Annotated in this window: 18 protein-coding genes; 9 read left to right on the top strand and 9 right to left on the bottom strand. The window is 61.6% G+C overall.

Annotated elements, in window-relative coordinates; genetic code table 11:
• Window positions 1-20 precede the first annotated feature (20 nt).
• The gene (locus AIOL_RS03170) at window positions 21-1028 is read left to right on the top strand and encodes a LacI family DNA-binding transcriptional regulator (RefSeq protein WP_082152394.1); all 1008 of its coding nucleotides are present in this window, start codon (window positions 21-23) and stop codon (window positions 1026-1028) included.
• Between the two features lie 314 nt (window positions 1029-1342).
• Here AIOL_RS03170 and AIOL_RS03165 read toward each other — a convergent pair whose 3' ends face one another.
• From AIOL_RS03165 to lepA, 5 genes are all read right to left on the bottom strand, one after another.
• On the bottom strand, window positions 1343-3298 hold the full coding sequence (locus AIOL_RS03165; protein ID WP_049641548.1) for a methyl-accepting chemotaxis protein: 1956 nt from the start codon (window positions 3296-3298) through the stop codon (window positions 1343-1345).
• Between the two features lie 20 nt (window positions 3299-3318).
• A complete protein-coding gene (locus AIOL_RS03160; protein WP_152912334.1) occupies window positions 3319-4236 on the bottom strand; it encodes a hypothetical protein in 918 nt (305 codons plus the stop codon).
• Between the two features lie 515 nt (window positions 4237-4751).
• Window positions 4752-4934 carry a hypothetical protein gene (locus tag AIOL_RS03155; protein WP_152912333.1) on the bottom strand — a complete coding sequence of 61 codons (183 nt, stop codon included), beginning with the start codon at window positions 4932-4934 and terminating at the stop codon, window positions 4752-4754.
• A 251-nt stretch (window positions 4935-5185) separates the two neighbouring features.
• Window positions 5186-6154, bottom strand: coding sequence for a hypothetical protein (locus AIOL_RS03150; protein ID WP_152912332.1), 969 nt, complete (start codon window positions 6152-6154; stop codon window positions 5186-5188).
• Window positions 6155-6565: 411 nt separating this feature from the next.
• Entirely contained in the window at window positions 6566-8365 is a 1800-nt protein-coding gene (lepA, locus tag AIOL_RS03145) for a translation elongation factor 4 (protein WP_049641544.1), read from the bottom strand.
• A gap of 56 nt (window positions 8366-8421) precedes the next feature.
• Between lepA and AIOL_RS03140 the strand changes: the two genes are divergently transcribed.
• From AIOL_RS03140 to hemF, 7 genes are all read left to right on the top strand, one after another.
• Entirely contained in the window at window positions 8422-8670 is a 249-nt protein-coding gene (locus AIOL_RS03140) for a ParB N-terminal domain-containing protein (RefSeq protein WP_049641543.1), read from the top strand.
• 335 nt (window positions 8671-9005) lie between these two features.
• Window positions 9006-10373 (top strand): hypothetical protein, encoded by a 1368-nt coding sequence (locus AIOL_RS03135; RefSeq protein ID WP_235438851.1) that lies wholly within the window; start codon window positions 9006-9008, stop codon window positions 10371-10373.
• 141 nt (window positions 10374-10514) lie between these two features.
• A complete protein-coding gene (locus AIOL_RS03130; protein WP_049641541.1) occupies window positions 10515-10865 on the top strand; it encodes a hypothetical protein in 351 nt (116 codons plus the stop codon).
• Window positions 10858-11547, top strand: coding sequence for an NAD-dependent deacylase (locus tag AIOL_RS03125; RefSeq protein WP_049641540.1), 690 nt, complete (start codon window positions 10858-10860; stop codon window positions 11545-11547). Before AIOL_RS03130 ends, AIOL_RS03125 begins: the two co-directional genes overlap by 8 nt.
• A complete protein-coding gene (locus AIOL_RS03120) occupies window positions 11544-12044 on the top strand; it encodes an ureidoglycolate lyase (RefSeq protein WP_049641539.1) in 501 nt (166 codons plus the stop codon). Before AIOL_RS03125 ends, AIOL_RS03120 begins: the two co-directional genes overlap by 4 nt.
• A gap of 442 nt (window positions 12045-12486) precedes the next feature.
• The gene (locus tag AIOL_RS03115; protein WP_049641538.1) at window positions 12487-13410 is read left to right on the top strand and encodes a PHP domain-containing protein; all 924 of its coding nucleotides are present in this window, start codon (window positions 12487-12489) and stop codon (window positions 13408-13410) included.
• A gap of 32 nt (window positions 13411-13442) precedes the next feature.
• Complete coding sequence (gene hemF, locus AIOL_RS03110) at window positions 13443-14306, top strand: oxygen-dependent coproporphyrinogen oxidase (protein WP_049641537.1); 864 nt, start codon at window positions 13443-13445, stop codon at window positions 14304-14306.
• Between the two features lie 29 nt (window positions 14307-14335).
• Here hemF and AIOL_RS26085 read toward each other — a convergent pair whose 3' ends face one another.
• Window positions 14336-14461: a hypothetical protein gene (locus tag AIOL_RS26085; protein WP_268760174.1), complete on the bottom strand. Its 126-nt coding sequence runs from the start codon at window positions 14459-14461 to the stop codon at window positions 14336-14338.
• A gap of 39 nt (window positions 14462-14500) precedes the next feature.
• Entirely contained in the window at window positions 14501-16039 is a 1539-nt protein-coding gene (locus tag AIOL_RS03105; RefSeq protein WP_049641947.1) for a tryptophan halogenase family protein, read from the bottom strand.
• Between the two features lie 154 nt (window positions 16040-16193).
• Between AIOL_RS03105 and AIOL_RS03100 the strand changes: the two genes are divergently transcribed.
• A complete protein-coding gene (locus AIOL_RS03100; protein WP_049641536.1) occupies window positions 16194-17534 on the top strand; it encodes an MFS transporter in 1341 nt (446 codons plus the stop codon).
• Here the strand turns inward: AIOL_RS03100 and AIOL_RS03095 are convergent.
• Entirely contained in the window at window positions 17531-18517 is a 987-nt protein-coding gene (locus AIOL_RS03095; protein ID WP_152912330.1) for an alpha/beta hydrolase family protein, read from the bottom strand. The two genes, AIOL_RS03100 and AIOL_RS03095, sit on opposite strands and share 4 nt — an antisense overlap.
• A complete protein-coding gene (locus AIOL_RS03090) occupies window positions 18514-19143 on the bottom strand; it encodes a TetR/AcrR family transcriptional regulator (protein ID WP_049641534.1) in 630 nt (209 codons plus the stop codon). Before AIOL_RS03090 ends, AIOL_RS03095 begins: the two co-directional genes overlap by 4 nt.
• Window positions 19144-19183: the final 40 nt, after the last annotated feature.

The following is a 19183-nucleotide window of genomic DNA, read 5'->3' as shown; positions in this document are numbered from 1 at the left end:
CTCGGGGCCAAAGGCATTACATGGGAAAATCCGTAACGATGGACGACATTGCGCGCGCGGCAGGTGTGTCGCGCGGCGCTGTCAGTCTGGCTTTACGCGGATCACCCAAGATTTCAGCCAAACGGACCAAGCAGATCCTCGATGTCGCAAAGGATCTCGGGTACCGGGTCAATATGAATGCTAGTCGGTTGGCCCAGGCCACACCGAACACGTTTGGCGTCATGGTCTCTGACCTCCACAACCCGATCACCGCTGACATTCTTGACGGCTTTGTTCAAGGCGAGCAGCAGCAGCAAGAGTTCGACATGCATCTATGCGCGGGCTTCAACTCTGCGGATCGAGAGCGTGTCGCGGTAAACTCCCTACTGGCGCATCGGGTCCGCGGTGTCGTCTTGATCGGCTCCCTTCTGGACCAAAAAGAAATCCAAGAGCTCGCACAAACGGTGCCGACGGTGGTGGTTGGCCGGCAGATCCCCGGGCTGGACTGTGTTTACGTCAATAGCGAGCTGGGCGGGCGCCTTGCCGCCAAGCACCTAACCGGGCTAGGGCACAAGCGGTTGGCGCATGTTAGCGGCGGCACCGGCGCCGGTGCCGCGCGCCGAGCGGCGGCCTTTGAGCAGACCGCGCGAAATGCCACGGGCGTGGAAGTCCAATCCCTGGAGGGAGATTACACCCAAAAAGGCGGTTACCTGGGGGCGCAGATATTGCTTAGTCGCGACGCCCCGCCGACGGCCATTTTCGCGGCCAATGACCTGATGGCGCTAGGGGTGCTCGGGGCCGCGCACCAACTAGGGCTTTCCATCGGCTCCGACATTTCCGTTATGGGGTTCGATGACATCTCTCTGACCTCCAATGAATTCGTCTCGCTAACCACAATTACATATCCCCGCCTCAATATGGGCACCGAAGCGCGCGCATTGTTGCAGCGCCGCTGCGAAAGCCCGGAATTACCTGAGAGCATTGTCGAGCTCACTCCCAGCCTCATCGTGCGCGAAAGCACCGGCGCTTACGGCCGGACATCGAAATAGGCGAGCTTACCGCCCTTCACTAAGATTCGCTGGATCCCAATTCCAACTGCGTCACCGATGTACCGGCGGCGAATTCGCACGGCCCACCAAGGTCAACGAACTCTCAAATTGCAGGCCTAGATCTGCGACCCGCATTCGCCGTGGCGACGCGGCGGGGTGACAAACGCAAACGGACGTGTCCGGGAGGAACTACCACGCAAGACAGATCGCTCAACATATTCCGACGCAGAGATCGACGACATCGTCTGGATCATGAAATCCATATCGCGAAATTGTCTCGGCTTCAAAAGCGTCAACCAACACGTTCGCCTGTTTCATGCGACGTCTTTCACGCGTTGAGAAGAACTGTCTTCGCGTAAGTCGTCTTGCACGCTGTCGACCTGAAAGAACGAAATGACGCTCTCTAATTTTTTGGACTCCGCGTCGATTTCCTTGCAAGCCGCCGCTGTCTCTTCGGCCATCGCCGCATTGCGTTGGGTCGCGCTGTCGAGCTGAAGCGCTGCCGCGTTTATCTCCGACGTTGCACTGGATTGCTCGGATATCGCGCTCATCATCGTCGTCGCATTCGCGATGATTTCTTTCACGCCCTCCGCAATCGACTGCAAGGCCACGCCCGATTGATTGACGAGGTCGACGCCTTGCGCGATGTCGCTGGAACTGGTCGCGACTAGGTTCTTGATCTCCGTTGCCGATTCCGTGCAGCGCAACGCCAGAGATCTGACTTCCGCCGCCACAACAGCGAAGCCGCGTCCGGCATCCCCCGCACGGGCAGCTTCCACGCCAGCGTTTAAGGCAAGGAGATTGGTCCGGAAGGCGATGTCGTCGATGACATCGAGGATGCGCTCGACCTCGGTACTACTGGCTTTGATCTTATCCATGGCGCCGACCGCATCGCGGACGATGTCCTGCCCGGCATCGGCCTTGCCCGCCGTCTGCTGCATGGTCGTCTCGATCTCTTTGGAGTCTTCGGCCGTGGATTCGATACTGGTGGTAAGCTGGTGGATCGCCGTTGCCGTCTGCTCAAGCGTTGCGGCCTGACCCTCTGTGCGACTGGACAGGTCTTCGCTTGAGCTGGAAATCGCGGCAATGCCGGATTTGAGAGATTCCGAAACCCGGATCGCTTCCGTAATCGAGCGGGAAAGGCTTTGCGCGGCGGTGTTTAAATCGCTGCGCAATGCCTCGTAGCCATCGGGCAAGGGCGTGTCGATGCGCGTGGAAAGATCGCCTTTCGCGAGGCGTTTAAGCGCAGCTGCCACGGCTTTGACGGCCTTCGTTTGGCTTTCGATTTGTTCTTGCGTCTTCAGCCGCCGCTCTTCCGCCTTAAACTCCCGCTCTTTCTGCCCGGCTTTGATCCGGTCTCCAAATACCTTAACCGACAATAGGATGTCCCCGATTTCGTCATCTCGGCGTTTCCCAGATTCTGCATCGTTTTCCGCGCTTACTTCGTCGATACGGCGGATGCGTTCGGGAACATCACGGATCGGGAGAATAATGCTGCGCCGCACCGAAATCAGCGTCACGATGATTGTCAGTGATGCGATGAAAAACAGAAGGCCATAGAGCCACAGCTCCATCGCATCTTGCTCTTCGATTACTGAGGCTACGTAGGTTTCATTGGCCGCTGTTTGGGTGTCGGATACGATCAGCAGCAGTTCTGTGAAGCGAAAACTCGTCTGGTCGATCATGCGACGGAGCGAGTTGATAAGTGGCATCTCCTCGAAGCTAAAATTGTTTGAGGCCGCCGCATAAGCCCCGCTTTGGGCAAGGTTCAGCGTCCGTCTGTTGGCGCTGACATAGAGTGAGAACAGGCGGTCGATCCTGATCGCGGCGCCCGTTAGGTAGACGACATACTGATCGATCTCTGCGTCATTCTGCTCAAGGCGTTCCAGCGTTGCCGATAACCGCACCATGCCGCCGAGGTAGTCGCGGATCGATTGCTGCACATCATCGCGCAGGATGATTTCCTTGGCCGGATCGAGTTTGCCGAGCTCGAGGCCGCGCCGCCTAGATTCGCCAATGGCCACAATCCGGGAGTTCAACTCCAATATGGCCTGCACAATCGCTGCATTGCCTTCGGTCACCCGCCCGGAATCCTCGATAAGGGTATTCTGATTGGCAACCAATGCATCCGCACGCTTCACCCCGTTATTTACGGTGTAGATGCTCACCAGTGTCAGCATGACAATTGGCGTGATGACCAGCACAAGAATGCGCCCCATCAGCCGCAGTTGAAGGCTGGCCTTCAGAGTTTTAGAGAATGGGTTAATCATCGCAACACCCCAGAATCTGGCTAGAAAGAGGACGGGGTGCCGGAACCCATGCTGTCGATCAGAAGATGCGACTGACGGACCAGGCGATAGACATCCGATGGAGTTTTCCCACCGGAATAGGAGGCCATCTCCAATGTATCGGACGTTTTCTGAACGGCCATCAACGAGACCGTGTCGGCGAGCACAAGATTCAGGGCGACGATGACGTCAGAGGGCGTCACGGCCTCGTTTTTTGCCGGAATTTCGAGGACACCGTTCTTGATCGCCAGCGACGCGTTCTCCTTCGTGACGCGTTCCAGCGCCTCGGACAGATCGCGCACCGCGTTGTAGACATCGCTGGGCGAGCGACCGTTGGACTCGGCGACATCGTCGATATTGACGCGCACTCCAGCCTCGCTTGTGACCCGCTCCATTGATGAGAGCAGCGTGTCCGCAACCCGATAGACATCGTTGGGCACAGTCGCCGGTATCCCCAGCGCATCCAGCTGCGCAGAAATCCGCAGCAGATTCTCATAGACATCTGCCGGTTTCTTCCCACTGGGGAGGGGGGCACTTGCCGCGTGATCCGCCAGACCATAGGCCGGGCCAAGTTCCCGAATGTCCTGCAGCAATGCCTCGGTGACGCTAAGTACGTCGCCGGGCGTGATTTCGCTGATGGTGATCCCGGGCAGGCTTGAGGTGTCGAGACCATTCATAAAACGCAGCAACTGCACCTTACGCCATTGTTCTCGCGCCAAAAAATACACATGGCGCGGCAGGGCGGGGATCTTCTCTGCTGGGTTAAAATTGGTTTGGGAGAAGTTCCGCTCATTAATTTCGGTCAAGTGGATCAGGATCTTTTCCGTGATTTGGAAGACATGGTTCGGGGTCTTGCTGGTTGCGTCTGTCGGAGACATCCCGAGCAGCAAGACCACCATATAAATCCACTGTTTACACATGTATCAGAATCCCCATCTCGTGTTCGCGCAGAGGATTCCAGATATTCCTAAACCTTTCGTGTACAGGGCAAATTCACTCAGTCCTGCGTCCAAACTCCGCCATTGCGCTAGCAGAGATGCGCCCGAATGGCGGACCGCAAGCGGCTACATGTAGGTCGAAGCATTCGCCCAAATCGACCAGGAGGAAGCAGGTCAAACCCTCAGTTTAGAAGCCGCCTGATCATGCCCTCAGGCCATCCGGAAAGCCACACAACCGGCCCAGAAATGGCCGGAAAACGGCGTCGGCAAAACGTCGGCAAAAGGTCGGACTTTTGTCGGACCCCTGCGCGCGGTGGGTTAGGGGTTTGGTGAGGGATGTTGATTTTGGGGCGGGCGGTGTGTGCGAGCGCGCATCCTACGCCGGATGGGTGATAGGGCTTTCGTTGGTTTAGGGAGTGTTCGGCGCAGGGTGTGAATGCGAGGTTTAGTGGAACCGGTTTTGAGGAGATCGAAGGGCGGTGGGCACATTGCCCACCCTACGTTTGCCGGTGCGCGCGATCGGCCCGCTTTGCCCAATCGCTGAGCCCGCCCTCGGGCAGGGTGACGTAGTTGTCGGGATTCAGGAAACCGCGGCTGGCGACCTGCCCCATCACAGAGGGGATCCATAGAAGCCCGGTCAGAACGGCGGTGAGAAGCAGATAGGTGTGTTCAATGGTCATTGCGTTGCCCATATTAATTAACTAAAACGTGAAATACAAGGGTTGATGCTGTTTGTCCAGAATGGGGCAGATCAGCGGATTTTGGGTATCGCGTCTGTGCGAAAAAAGGTGTGGCGGAGGCTGGGTGACGGCGAAACGTGAGAGAAGTGACAGACCTCAATGCGCCTTGCGTTGAGGTCGGGTCAGGGATGAAGATATTGGGGCGGCTGATACCCGTGAGCATACACCCCGCGCTTGCAGTTAAGTCATTCTCATTTGCGCCAAAAGCTTGAGCTTCTCATCTCAACAATTTCAGCTCCCAATTCATTCTTCAAGTCTAAGACCGCCGGGTAAGAAGCCGATTCTTGCACATTGTTGTGATTTTCAATTACTAAATATTCACGATCGCATGTAAAAGACACGTGAATTTGCTTAGAAAGCCCTGTGGCCTTAAGCCCCGCAACCAAATCCGCGATGTTTCCCAATTGGGAAAACTCCACTGTTTCTAACGGCTTTGCCTCTTGAGAAGCGATCGATCTGCAAAACTCGGACAAGCGACGAGAAAACTCTTGGCTGTCTACTATCTCATCCAAGTTTCTAATTAGATCGGAATCAAGCACTCCTGACAGAGTTTCAAAGTCTGAAGCTACACCTTCAACTCGAGACTCCATCGTACCCACGCGCTCACCTAATGAGATCGCAATATTGGAAGCAGTGGCAAGCTGTTCATTCAGACCTGCGTATCTAATATCAAGCGTTTCTAGCGTGTTCCTCAGTCCTGCGACGGAAGTCCCGACGGATTCAATCGCACCGTCTACTATTTCCTGAACTTTTTCCGGCTCGATAGCCTCGACGTCGGCCAGGGTGGAGTCCATTTCGTCAAATTCGCCTTCTAGTTCAGCAAATTTTTCACTCAGAGACTTGAATCTTTGGAAAAAGGCGCTTGAATCAGAAGCTAAGTGATCGTCAATCATTATCGGCAACGTCCCTGGAAAATTTTCGAAAGAAGCCTTATTGGCCGCCGACAGCGCTCTTGCTGCACTAGCATCTGCTCGAATAATATTGAGCGTGGTTACGGCGAAGTATCCGGCCACTGATGCAATGACGATGAATAGCGCGCTTCCCATCCAAAATAGAATTCTGTCACGCATCCTACCAGTGGAATCACCCGCTTTTAAATCCTTTTTAATTGCATCTACTATACGAGATACATCTTCATCCGAAATCGATTCGTCAGGCATAATTGCGAAGTACCTTTATAATCTCTCAGAACCAGTTAGCATCCAAATGTTTATTGGTCAAACTTAAACAGTATGTTAAGCGGTTACAAAAAAATTTTATACAGACTCAATGTGACTAGTTCGCCACAAAATTAGGCCCTTGATAAGAGTTATGTTTCCATGTCTCCTAAATTGATCTGGGAGAAAGAGATGCCATTAGGATGGATCCGAGGGAGCTTGGCTGGATGCTTCTCGACTGGTGCGCCGCGGCAAATTTCCAAACCCAATGCGAGAATTGGCACTCCTAACAAGTAAGAGGACAAACGTTAACTTCGAAACGGGCCAAAAGGTTGTATTATTGGTCGCTCGATACACTCCTTACGAGCACGAAGTCAGCCATTCATCACATCCCCCCAAAAAAACGCGGTCAGACTAGGAATCCATCTTTAATGCACTGATGAAAGCTGACTGCGGTATCTCCACCTTCCCGAACTGCCGCATCTTCTTCTTCCCGGCCTTCTGCTTGTCCAAGAGTTTGCGCTTCCGGGTTGCGTCGCCGCCGTAGCACTTAGCCGTGACGTCCTTGCGCAGGGCGGCCAGGGTCTCGCGGGCGATGACCTTACCCCCTATCGCGGCCTGGATCGGGATCTTGAACATGTGCCGCGGGATCAGGTCCTTGAGCTTCTCGCACATCGCCCGCCCGCGCTGCTCGGCCCGGTCGCGGTGCACCATGATCGAGAGCGCGTCCACCGGCTCGTCATTCACCAGGATCGACATCTTCACCAGGTTGTCCTGGCGGTAGCCCTCCATCTGGTAGTCGAAGCTGGCATAGCCCTTGGTGACCGATTTCAGCCGGTCGTAGAAGTCGAACACCACCTCGTTCAGCGGCAGGTCATAGACCGCCATCGCGCGGCTGCCCGCGTAGGTCAGGTCCAGCTGGATCCCGCGCCGGTCCTGGCAGAGCTTGAGCACGTCGCCCAGGTACTCGTCCGGCACCATGATCGTGGCCTTGATGCGCGGCTCCTCCAGGTGCTCGACATGGGTCATGTCGGGCATGTCGGCGGGGTTGTGCAGCTCGGTCATCGTGCCGTCGCGCATGTAGATGTGGTAGACCACGGAGGGCGCGGTGGTGATCAGCTCGATGTCATACTCGCGCTCCAGGCGGTCGCGGATCACCTCCAGGTGCAGCAGGCCCAGGAAGCCGCAGCGGAAGCCGAAGCCCAACGCGGCGGAGGTCTCCATCTCGGAGCTAAAGGAGGCGTCGTTGAGCGAGAGCTTCTCGATCGCGGTGCGCAGGTCCTCGAAATCGGCGGCGTCGACGGGGAAGAGCCCGCAGAAGACCACCGGGACGGAGGGCGCGAAGCCCGGCAGCGGGTCGTCCGTGCCCTTGCGCTCATGGGTGATCGTGTCGCCCACCTTGGTGTCGCGCACCTGCTTGATGGAGGCGGTGATGACGCCGATCTCACCGGGGCCGAGCTCTGCGATGTCCACCATCGCGGGCTTGAGCACCGCCAGCTTGTCGATCCCGTAGACCGCGTTGGTGGCGATCATGCGGATGCGGTCGCCCTTCTTGATCACGCCGTCCATGACGCGGATCATCACGACGACGCCCAGATAGGGGTCGTACCAGCTGTCCACCAGCATCGCCTTCAGCGGCGCGTCGCGGGTGCCCTCGGGGGCGGGCAGGCGGGTGACGATGGCCTCCAGCACGTCGGGGATGCCGATGCCGGTCTTGGCGGAGATCAGGCAGGCATCCGTGGCGTCGATGCCGATCACGTCCTCGATCTGCTCGGCGATGCGCTCTGGCTCGGCGGCGGGCAGGTCGATCTTGTTGAGCACGGGCACGATCTCGTGGTCGGCGTCGATGGCCTGGTACACGTTCGCCAGGGTCTGCGCCTCGACGCCCTGGGTGGCGTCCACCACCAGCAGCGAGCCCTCGACCGCGCGCATCGAGCGGCTGACCTCATAGGCGAAGTCCACATGGCCCGGCGTGTCGATCAGGTTCAGCACATAGGCCTGCCCGTCATTGGCAATGTAGTCGATGCGCACCGTGTTGGCCTTGATGGTGATGCCGCGCTCGCGCTCGATATCCATGCTGTCGAGCAGCTGCTCCTGCATGTCGCGGTCCTTCACCGTGCCGGTGGACTGGATCAGCCGGTCGGCCAGGGTGGACTTGCCATGGTCGATATGGGCGACGATGGAAAAATTGCGGATTTGCGAAAGCTCGGTCATGGTGGGGATATCGCGCCCGGACGGCGGGGCGTCAAGCCGAATAGGAGCGCCCGCGCATGCTTGAAAAGAAGAGCTACCCGATAGAGCAGATATACGTGCCCGCCAAGCGCGCCAAGACGCTGGACGCGGGCAAGGTGGAGGCGCTGGCCGAGGACATCCTGGAGAACGGCCAGCAGGTGCCGATCCGCATCCGGGCGGGCAAGGGGCGCTACGTGCTGCTGGAGGGGCTGCACCGGCTGGAGGCGCTGCGGGCTTTGGGGGAGGAGACGGTGGAGGGGTATTTGACCCACGCAAGGCTGCATTGAGGGGCGGTGCGTGGTCGGACGGTGCTTGCATTCACGCACCCTACCGATGATCTCGCTGGGGTAGATTTCCCGTGTTCGATTTGGGCGACAATCGCGAAGTTGCGGATTTGCGCGAGCTCGGTCATCGTGGGGGGTATGGAAGGGTTTTGGGGGCTGATCAATGGGTGCAGTGCCCACGAAATCCCGGATTAAGGATAGGTATTTTTATGCTTGATTTTAGATTGATGAGTAAGCTCAGCTTCACCAACTCATTCACTAGGCAAGCGCTATTGGCGAGGCTTGCTCTCAGATTGTTGGGACCATCGGTGTCACGACACGTTAAAGTAAACCAAAAGATGGTAAGTCAGATCGCGCTTGATACTTTCCGAACATGCATGCTCGTCCAGACTAATGAAACTCTTGCGGCAGGAGTATTGACCTCTCCGATAAACCCGCAAAAACGGCCCTACACATTGTCGCTCTCAAACCGAACTGCAGATTATACCTTTAGAATTCAGGAAATTCCCGAGGGCGAGTTATCGCTAACCTACTTCAGTAAGCATTTTGGCTTCGAGGATAGGTACTCTCTCGACAGCTCAATGGAAATCAAAAGAGGGTTCGACTTGTTTCTTCATGAGTTATCCGAAGTACAACGCGGAACAAATGCGTCGTCAAAATACTTGGCTGACGAACGCTCGTTGGGGAAACGTTCTGATTCACTTTGGCGCGGTATGCGTTCCGAGGCAGTCGAAAGCGGGCAATCGACAAATCTGATGATCGAGCAATTCGGCGATGATTTCGAGTTTTGGCGGGAGTGGTATCAAGGTGTTCTGCACGGGACCCCAATTGATTGGGAGTTACAAAAGAAAGTGGCATCAATTGGCTCTTGGGTCTGGGAGGCCGGGCCCGAAGCAGTCGCCGAAGAGATCGAGAAGATCAAAGCCGATTTCCTCGTCGAGAAATCCCCGCTCGCCGAGAAGGTCGAATTCAACGAAGTTACCGGCAAGTTCAATACCGTCCCGCAGCCCATCGCCAAGCCCGAACTACTCGGCGCGACGCTGTCGCAGGTTGAGGATGCGTTAGAGGATTGTCTGGCTCACCCGTCGAATGGTCTATCCGATAGATCACGCGAGACACGCGACATTCGGCGCACCTTGACCCGTTACGCGAACGATCCGCAGCGGATTGAGATGAACCTGACGACTGTTGCGACTGGTTTGCGCAGACAACTCGAAACGACCGAAGAACTTCCTAAGACCGAAGAGAACTTAGTTCTCCAAGATGTGGTTGAACAGGCGGTGCGCGGCATTCGCGCGACGCATCCGGAGGTTGCTGAGAACCGCAAAATCCTGGCTGAGCAAGCGCTTAAAGAACTGCCGCAAGCCGACAAAAAGGAAATGGATCAGGCGAAAGAGGTTTATGCCGCGCTCACTGAAGGCGTGATGGCGGAAGACTTCTCGGAGGACATTCCGGTTCTGCTAAACGACGCCATCTTGCCGCCTTCCGAAGGCGCACCTCGCTTGTCGGGTGCTGATCCCGCCACCCGCATCTTCTACCGAACATCCAAGATGGCTGAGTTGGTTCGCAAATACCCAGTGATTGTTGAGAAGATTGAAAAGAGCCCTGCCTACAAAACAGTTGGCATCGTGAAACGCGGGCTCACCGTGGCGGGGTGGTTGTCGATTATCGTTGGAATTGGCCTTCGAGCGTTTGGCGTTTTGTAAGTGTGGCCCCTGCCCTGGGACGGGAGGGGGAGATCCGATCCTGCGGATTGGGGCGGTGCCCCATCAACCGCATCGTGAATTGCGCTTTCCACCCAAATTGTAGATAAGTCAGGCCAATCGAGATCGGCGGAGGCTGACGGCATGAGGACGGCAGGACTTTTTATCATCGCGGCGCTGGTGTTGGCGGCCTGCGGCGGGGGCGGCTATCGCTCCGTCGACCGGTTCAGCACGCCGCGCACGCTGTTCGCCACGGGGCCGATTTACGCGGCCTGCCTGCGGGCGGACCGCAAGGCGGCCTCGCGCAGCTTATGCGGCTGCGTGCAGGCGGTGGCTAACCAACACTTGCGCGGCGGGGACATCTCGCTGGCGGCCTCGTTCTACGCCGACCCGCATCAGGCGCAGGTGGTGCGCCAGTCCGACCGGCCCAGCAACGAGCGCTTTTGGCGGGCCTACAAGGTCTACGCCGAGGCCGCCGAGCGGCAATGTGGCTAGCGTCGTTATCCTGACCGGCGCGGGGGTCTCGGCCGAGAGCGGGCTGGGGACGTTCCGCGATGTGGACGGGCTTTGGACGAAATACGACCTGAACGACGTGGCCACGCCGGAGGGGTTCGCGCGCGACCCCGCCCTGGTGCATGACTTCTACAACGCGCGGCGGGCGAACTGCCGAGGGGCCGCACCCAACGCGGCGCATCGGGCCCTGGCGCGGCTGCAACGGGAGCATCCCGGGCGGGTGACCCTGGTGACGCAGAACGTTGACGACCTGCATGAGCGCGGCGGCAGCGATGAGGTCTGGCACATGCACGGGGCGCTGAACGGCGCCCTCTGCGCGGCCTGCGGGCACCGCTGGGACGCGCCGGAGCAGATGGCGCCCTCGGACCCTTGCCCCGGCTGCGGCGCTCCGGCTACCCGGCCCGACGTGGTCTGGTTCGGCGAGATGCCCTATCTGATGGACGAGATATACGCCCGGCTGGAGGCGGCGGATCTCTTCGTGTCCATCGGCACCTCGGGCAATGTCTACCCCGCCGCGGGCTTCGTGCAGGTGGCGGCGGGCGCGGGCGCCCAGACGCTGGAGCTGAACCTGGAGCCCTCGGAGGGCGCGAGCCTCTTTGACGCGGCACGGCACGGTCCGGCGACCGAGATCGTGCCGCAATGGGTGGCGGAGGTGCTGGCATGACCCTTGTGGCCCAGCCGCTGACGGCGACCAGCTTTGCGCCCTTTGGGGATGTCATCGAGGTCGCGGGCGCCCCGGATAAGATCATAAACCAGGGCCGGTGCGGGCGGTACCACGACCTCGCCCGCTTGGATTTTGGCCCGGGCGGGCATGCCGGCATCAGCCTGTTTCAGGCCGAGCTGCGCATGTTCCCCTATGCGCTAGAGCTTCTGGAGCGGCACCCCGACGGCGCGCAGGCGTTCCTGCCCATGGACCGCGCGGAGTATCTGGTCACCGTGGCCCCGGATGCGGGCGGGCGACCCGGCGCTCCGCAGGCGTTCCTCGCGGCGCGGGGGCAGGGCGTGAACATCCTGCGCAACACATGGCACGGGGTCTTGGCGCCGATCAGCGGCAGCGGCACCTTCGCGGTGGTCGACCGCATCGGCGCAGGTCCAAACCTTGAGGAGCATTGGTTTGAGACGCCCATCACCATCCATAGGCCGGAGGGACCTGAAAAGTAATGCGGAGCGCCCGAGGGCGCTCCGAAGTTTACGTGAGTGGTGGTTCTTTTAAATCAGCAGTCGCACATCACCCGCTCATGCGGCGCAACGCGTGTATTCTTTCGGGAGGGGATTTGTGGCGCGTTCATATTGCAATTCAGTAATCTACCAAAGGACGAGCTAAATTACATCAACTCTAGTATTTGATGAGCGCCTTGGCAAGTCTTTCGGCCCCGCCAGCCCGGGCGCATGTGAAACGGCATTGATGAAACTAACCAAGGCGAGAGCATTTCCGCCTTCGGGCTAGAACACGGGCGGGCGGTCGGCAAACGGGCCATGGTCGGCCCCGGCACCACATTCCGGGGGATTGCGGTCGGATCTGTCACAGAGAATTTGCGTTCACCTGCGATGGGTGCTGCGCTAAGGATCAACACAAGCGTCACGCAAACATGGCGGGAACATTATGACCGACTACTTCGCCGCCCCGGGGCGGTTTTTTCGCGGGAACCTTCACACGCATTCCACGCTCTCCGACGGCGCGCTGGCGCCCGAAGAGGTCTGCCGCCGATACCGCGACGAGGGTTATGACTTCCTGTCGCTGACCGACCACCTGCTGGGGCAATATGGCTATCCACTTGCCGATACGCGCCCCTTTCGCACGCCGGATTTCACCACAATCATCGGCGCCGAGGTGCACGCGGGCGCGCAGGACAATGGCGAGCTGTGGCACCTGGTGGCCAACGGGCTGCCCTTTGATTTCGAGCCGCCGGAGTCGCCGACCTTCTTTGCCAAGGATTCCAAGGAAAGCGCCCAGAGCCTGGCCGCGCGGGCCGTGGCCGCCGGGGCCTATGTCTCGATCGCGCACCCGCAATGGTCCGGCCTGACGCAGCGCGACGCCGAATCCATCCAGGTCGCCCATGCGGTCGAGACCTATAACCACGGCTGCGCCAACGGTGCCGACCGGCCCGATGGGTTCCACGCGCTCGAGCAGCTTCTGGAGCAGGGCCGCCGCCTGGATCTGATCGCCACCGATGACGCGCATTTCACCGAGCCCGATCACTTTGGCGGCTGGGTCATGGTCAAGGCGCAAGAGAACGACCCCGACGCCCTGCTGGACAGCCTCAAGGCGGGCGCGTTCTATTCCAGCCAGGGCCCCGAGCTGCGCAACATCGTGGTGACCGATGCCGAGGTTGTGGTGGAAAGCTCTGCCGTGGTGTCGGTGGTGGTTCAGGGGCACGGCAACAAGGTCAAGGCCCAGCACGGGCTGTCGATGACGCGCGCGCAAGTCCCGCTGGCCAAGTTCGCGGCCTCGCCCTACATCCGGGTCACCGTCATCGATGCCGCCGGGCGGCGGGCCTGGTCGAATCCGATCTGGCTTGACGATTGACCTTGCCGCGCGGTGGCGCGACATAGGGCGCCATGTTCGACCAAGAAAAAGCCCGCGCCTCCGCCTGGTTCCGCCAGCTCCGCGACGAGATCGTCGCCGCCTTTGAGGCATTAGAGACCAAGAGCGGCGGCGCCCCCGGCGCGTTCGAGGTAACCGAGACCAAGCGCGACGCCGATGACGGCTCGGACGCGGGCGGCGGCCTTATGAGCGTGATGCGCGGCGGGCAGGTGTTCGAGAAGGTCGGCGTGAACGTCTCGACCGTGTTCGGAGAGCTGGGCGCGGCCGCGCAGAAATCCATGGCCGCGCGGGGCGTGCCCGGCATGGACAGCGACCCCCGGTTCTGGGCGGCGGGCATCAGCCTGGTCGCACATATGCAGAACCCGCACTGCCCGGCGGTGCATATGAACACGCGCATGTTCTGGACCCCGCATGCCTGGTGGTTCGGCGGCGGCACCGATCTGAACCCCGCCTTGGAATACGACGCGGACACCGATGCTTTCCATGCGGTGCTGAAGGCGCATTGCGACCGGCATGATGTCGGGTATTACCCGCGCTTCAAGGACTGGGCGGATGAGTATTTCTACATCCCGCACCGGGGCCGCGCCCGGGGCGTGGGCGGGATCTTTTATGACGATCTCAACACCGGCAATTGGGAGGCGGATTTCGCCTTTACCAAAGACGTGGGGCGGGCCTTTCTGCCCGCGTTCCTGCCGATCACCGAACGTCGACTGGAACAGCCGTGGACCGAGGAGGATCGCGAAGCGCAGCTTCGCCACCGCGGGCTCTACGCGGAGTATAACCTGGTTTATGACCGCGGCACCAAGTTCGGGCTGGCCACGGGGCATGACGCGAATGCGGTGCTGATGAGCCTTCCGCCCGTGGCGAAGTGGCACTGAGGTAAGGCTCCTCGCAGCGAAGACGCCCTTCAGAGCATCGCGCTGTCATCCTCCAGCGGGTCCAGCTTTGGCGCGGCGGCCTGCACCTTGATCTTGGGCGCGGCCATGCCGGGCAGGGGCACCGTCGCCATCACACCCGCACCGGGCGGCGCCATGAACGCGGGCGGCGGGTTCCCTGCTGTGGCGGGTTCCAGTTACCCCCGTAACTCGGCCAGCAATGTCCGGTGATCCGCGGCGCGCTGGGCGCGGGCCAGGTTGTTCTGCCGGATCTGCTTGTGCGCCTCGCGCCAGAGCTTCTGGTCCAGGTTCAGCCCCGCGCCGATATTGCCCTTGGCATAGCCCGTCTTGTAGACCTGCTTGCCCATCAGCACCGCGGCATAGACCTGCGCGTCAAAGATCGTGTTGAAGGGCACGTCGTAATAGCTGGGCAAGTTATAGCGCCAGAGCTCTAGGTTCTCGGCCAGCCCGTCGGGCAGCTCCAGCTCCTCGCGCGCGTCGATCCAGTACTGCGAATCCGTGCGGTTGCCGAGGCGGTAATGCACGCAGATGAAGTCGCGCACCTCGTTATAGAGGTTGTCGACCAGCTTGTTGTAGCGGTCCCGCAGCGGGTCGGCGTAATCGGCCTCGGGGAAGTAGGTCAGCAGCCAGCGCACGGCCAGGTCGATCATGTAGATCGCGGTGGATTCCAGGGGCTCGATGAACCCGCCCGACAGGCCGATCGCCACGCAGTTCTTCACCCAGGCGTTGCGGTTGCGCCCGATCCGCATCGGGATGATGCGCGGCTCGGCGCCCTCGGGGTTGCCCAGATGCGCCAGGAACTCGTCGCGCGCCTCGTCATCGGTGCGATGGGCGGACGAGTACACATAGCCCGTGCCGATGCGGTTATAGAGCGGCACCCGCCAGGACCATCCGGCCCCCAGTGCGGTCGAGCGCGTCACCGGCTCGATCTTGGTCTGGTCCTTGTGCTTGATCTGCACCGCCATGGCGCGGTCGTTGGCCAGGTATTTCGAGTAGTCGATGAACGGCTCTTTCAGCACCTGGTTTATAATCAGCCCCCGGAAGCCGGTGCAGTCGATGACCAGCTCGACCGCGTGGCTGCCGGTCTTGTCGAGGATCAGCTCAGAGATGTTGCCGCTCTCGTCCTGCTTGACCTCCAGCACGTTCTCGGCGATGTGCCGCACGCCCCGGGCCTTGCAATGCTCGGTCAGCAGCCCCGCGAAGCGCCCGGCGTCCAGGTGGTAGGCGAAGCCGGTGCTTTGGTCGTATTCCTTGGACCCCAGCGTTCGGGGGCCCTTTAGGCCCCGCACCAGGTCGTTGGTGATGGCATAGCTGCCGACATAGTCCTGATCGCCGGCGCCGAATTTGGCAAAGTAGTTGGCGATCTCGATGCCGCGAATGTTGGGCGCCTTCACGAAGGGGTTGATGTAAGAGATCGGCTTGCCCTTGGCGTCCACGTTCCAGCCGTCAAAGCTGACGCCCAGCTTGAACGAGGCGTTGCAGCGCTTGAAGAACTCCTTCTCCGAGAGGCCCGCGTTTTGCAGCGTGCGCACGATGCCGGGGGTGGTCGCCTCGCCAACGCCCACCGTGGGGATGTCCGGGCTCTCGATGACGTTGATCTGCAGCGGCTTTGCGTCCTTGGACTGCGCCCGCCCGAAGGCCTGAAGCAGCGCCGCGGTCAACCAACCGGCGGTGCCGCCGCCCACAATCGTCACGCTCTTAATTGGCTTGCCCATAAATACCACCGTCAAAAAGGATCCAGCTGAGGCAAGTCTAGCGCGCCGCCGCGCGCCCTGTCACGGGATTTCCGGGGCCGGAGGCGGGCGCCCGGTAGGGCTTGCGGCGCAGGGCGCTCCTATGCTGATCTAGGGCCATTGGAGCCCGCCAGTTATGCAGCAAGTCCTGAGCCACCCGATCTTTCGGCGCCTTTTTGCGGCGCAGGTGATTGCGCTTGTGGGAACCGGGCTCTTGACCGTGGCGCTGGGGCTCCTGGCGTTTGACATCGCGGGCGCCCAGGCCGGGCGGGTGCTGGGCATCGCGCTGACGATCAAGATGGTGGCCTATGTGGGGCTCTCGCCGCTGATCACCGCGCTGGTGGCGCGCATGGACCGCCGCCGGGTGCTGATCGCCGCCGACATGGTGCGCGCGGGCGCGGCGCTGGCATTGCCGTTCATCGACGCGGCCTGGCAGATCTATGTGCTGATCCTTGTGCTGCAGGCCGCCTCGGCGACCTTCTCGCCCACGTTCCAGGCGGTGATCCCAGAGGTGCTGCCCGACGAGGGCGACTATACGCGGGCGCTGTCGCTGTCGCGCCTGGCCTATGACATCGAGAACCTCACCAGCCCGGCCCTGGCCGCGCTGCTGCTGACGGTGCTGGCGCCGTCCTGGCTGTTCGCGGGCACGGTGCTTGGCTTTCTGGCCTCCGCCTGGCTGGTGCTCGGCACGGCGCTGCCGGCGCGCGCGGCCTCTCGCGACCGGCCCTTCCTAGAGCGCGTGACCCGCGGCAGCCGCATCTACCTGGCCACGCCGCGGCTGCGCGGCCTCTTGGCGCTGAACGTGACCGTGTCGGCGGTGGGCGCCATCGTGCTGGTGCAGAGCGTGGTGGTCGCGCGCGGCGCCTTCGGGGGCAGCGCGCGGGATCTGGCCGTGCTGCTGGGCGCCTACGGGCTGGGCTCGGTGCTGGTGGCGCTTTGCCTGCCGCGCGTGCTGGATCGCCTGCGCGACCGGGTGGTGATGATGCTCGGCGCGGTCGGGCTGGCGGCGGTGATGCTTTTGGCGGGGCTTACGGTCCTGCTGGCGGGCTGGCCGGGCTGGGGCGCGGTGCTGCTGGTCTGGGCCGCCCTGGGGGCCTGCAACGCGGCCATCATGACGCCATCGGGCCGGCTGCTGCGCCGCTCGGCGCATGCCGAGGACCGCCCGGCGATCTTCGCCGCGCAGTTCGCGCTCAGCCACGCCTGCTGGCTGCTGGCCTATCCGCTGGCGGGGCTTCTGGGGGCCCATCTGGGGCTGGGCGTCACGATGTCTTTGATGGGCGCGATCGGGGCGGGCGGCGTGATCCTGGCGCTTGTCGTCTGGCCGCCCAACACCGCAGAGCCCATCGAGCACAGCCATGACGACCTGCCGCCGGGCCACCCGCATCTGCGCGGCGCGCGGCGGGTCGCCGGGGCCTGGGTGCACGCCCATGCCTTCGTCATCGACGACGAGCACCACGCCTGGCCGACCAACGGCTAGCCCAGCGCGGCCAGCACCAGCTCGCGGCAGCGCGCGTGCACGGCTCTACGGTCGATGCTTGCGTGGTCCGTGAAGAGATCCGGCGCCGCCTCGGCCGCGCCGGGCATCGGTGGGCAGAGGAACGTGTAGTGGCCGACATGTGGCCCAAGGTTGATGTGGTCAAAGCCCGGGTTCTGCTCGGCGAGCCAGTCGCCGCATTGCGCGACCGGGGCCTCGCTGTCACTGCCGGCGGATAGGATCGTGACCGGAACGGTCACCGCCCGGATCGAGGACGGAGTAAAGCCGCGCACGCCTGGAGCCGGGGCCATGGTCACTACGCGCCGGATGCGCGGGTCGCAATAGTCGTCCCCATGCGCCGCCCAAGAGCGGCGGAACACCTCGGAGGATTGCATCAAGCGCGGCATCTGGGCCCAAAGATCCGGGAACTCCCGCGGGCCGGTCATGCCGCCGCCCTGCGTGTCGGCCCAGCGCTGGAAGGCCTCCATGCGGGTGCGCCCGCCCGCCAGGGCCAGCGCGCTGTAGCCCCCCAATGAAAAGCCCAGCGCGGCGACCCGGCCCATGTCCAGATGCCCCGCCAGCGCGCCGGCGCGGGACAGCTCTGACAGCAGAAGCGTCAGATCGCGCGCCCGCTCCCACCAGCAGAGGAACCCCTCGGCGCGGTAAGGCTCCAGCCCGGTATTGCCGTGGTGGTTCGCGCCGATCACCACATGCCCGGCCAGTGCCAGTTCCCGCGCGATCCAGCCGAGGCTCTCGGCTATGCCGCCGGTGCCGTGGGAGAGCAACACCACGGGATGCGCGCCGCCGCGCGGTGAGGCGTCGCGCAGCACGGGGCCCGTATCGAAGAGCGGGTGCCCAGGCGCGGCGGCCTCCGTGGCGGCGGTCGGATACCAGGCGGACCAGGCGATGGGCCGGGGGCCGGTCGCATCCCAGTCCTGGCGGCTGTCATCCAATACCAAACCGGTTCGGTACCCGCATTGCGTCATGCGCCCGGCCCCTCGGCGGCGGCATCTACCGCGTCGCGCACAAGCGTGCCCGCATCGGTCCAAGGGTAACCCTGCATGGTGATCGACGAGTGCGTAATGCCGTGCAGGTGGCTGAGCAGCCCGTCAGTCGCGCGTTTGACCCCCTCGGCCTCCGCCGGCAGGCCGCGGGATCGCGCGACCATGTCAAAAAAGACCTGGAAGCGGGCCAGAACCTCGGGCTGGGCCACAAAACCCTTCACATCCGCGTTGCTGACTCCGGCGCTCATGAAGACCAGGCCGTAATGGTCGACATTGTCCAGCCAGTACCCGACATAGGCCTGGCTGATCGCAAGAAGCCGGTCCCTTGGCGCCTGTTCGGGATCCGCGGCCTGGGCGACCCGCTGAAAGGCCAGGCCCAGCACGTGCCCCCAAAGGCTCGCCAGGATGCCAAGCTTGCTGTCGTAGTAACGGTAGAGCGCCATCGGCGTCAGGCCAACTTCCTTACCCAGGCGCCGCATCGACACGGAATGAAAGCCCTCCTCCAGGAAGAGCCGCAGCGCCGCCTCGGCGATGCGCGCGCGGGTCTGCGCGTGCTGCTCGGCGGTCAGCACGGGGCGGCCGCGCTTGGGTTTCGCGTCTTGCGTCAATCGGTGCTCCTGCGGGTCAGGCGGGTCGTCAGTCAAATTA

This window comes from Candidatus Rhodobacter oscarellae (assembly GCF_001078595.1).
GTDB classification, from domain to species: Bacteria; Pseudomonadota; Alphaproteobacteria; order Rhodobacterales; family Rhodobacteraceae; genus Rhodobacter_B; species Rhodobacter_B oscarellae.
The sequence above is the reverse complement of the archived record's forward strand: the minus strand, read 5'-3'. Positions and strand labels throughout refer to the sequence as shown.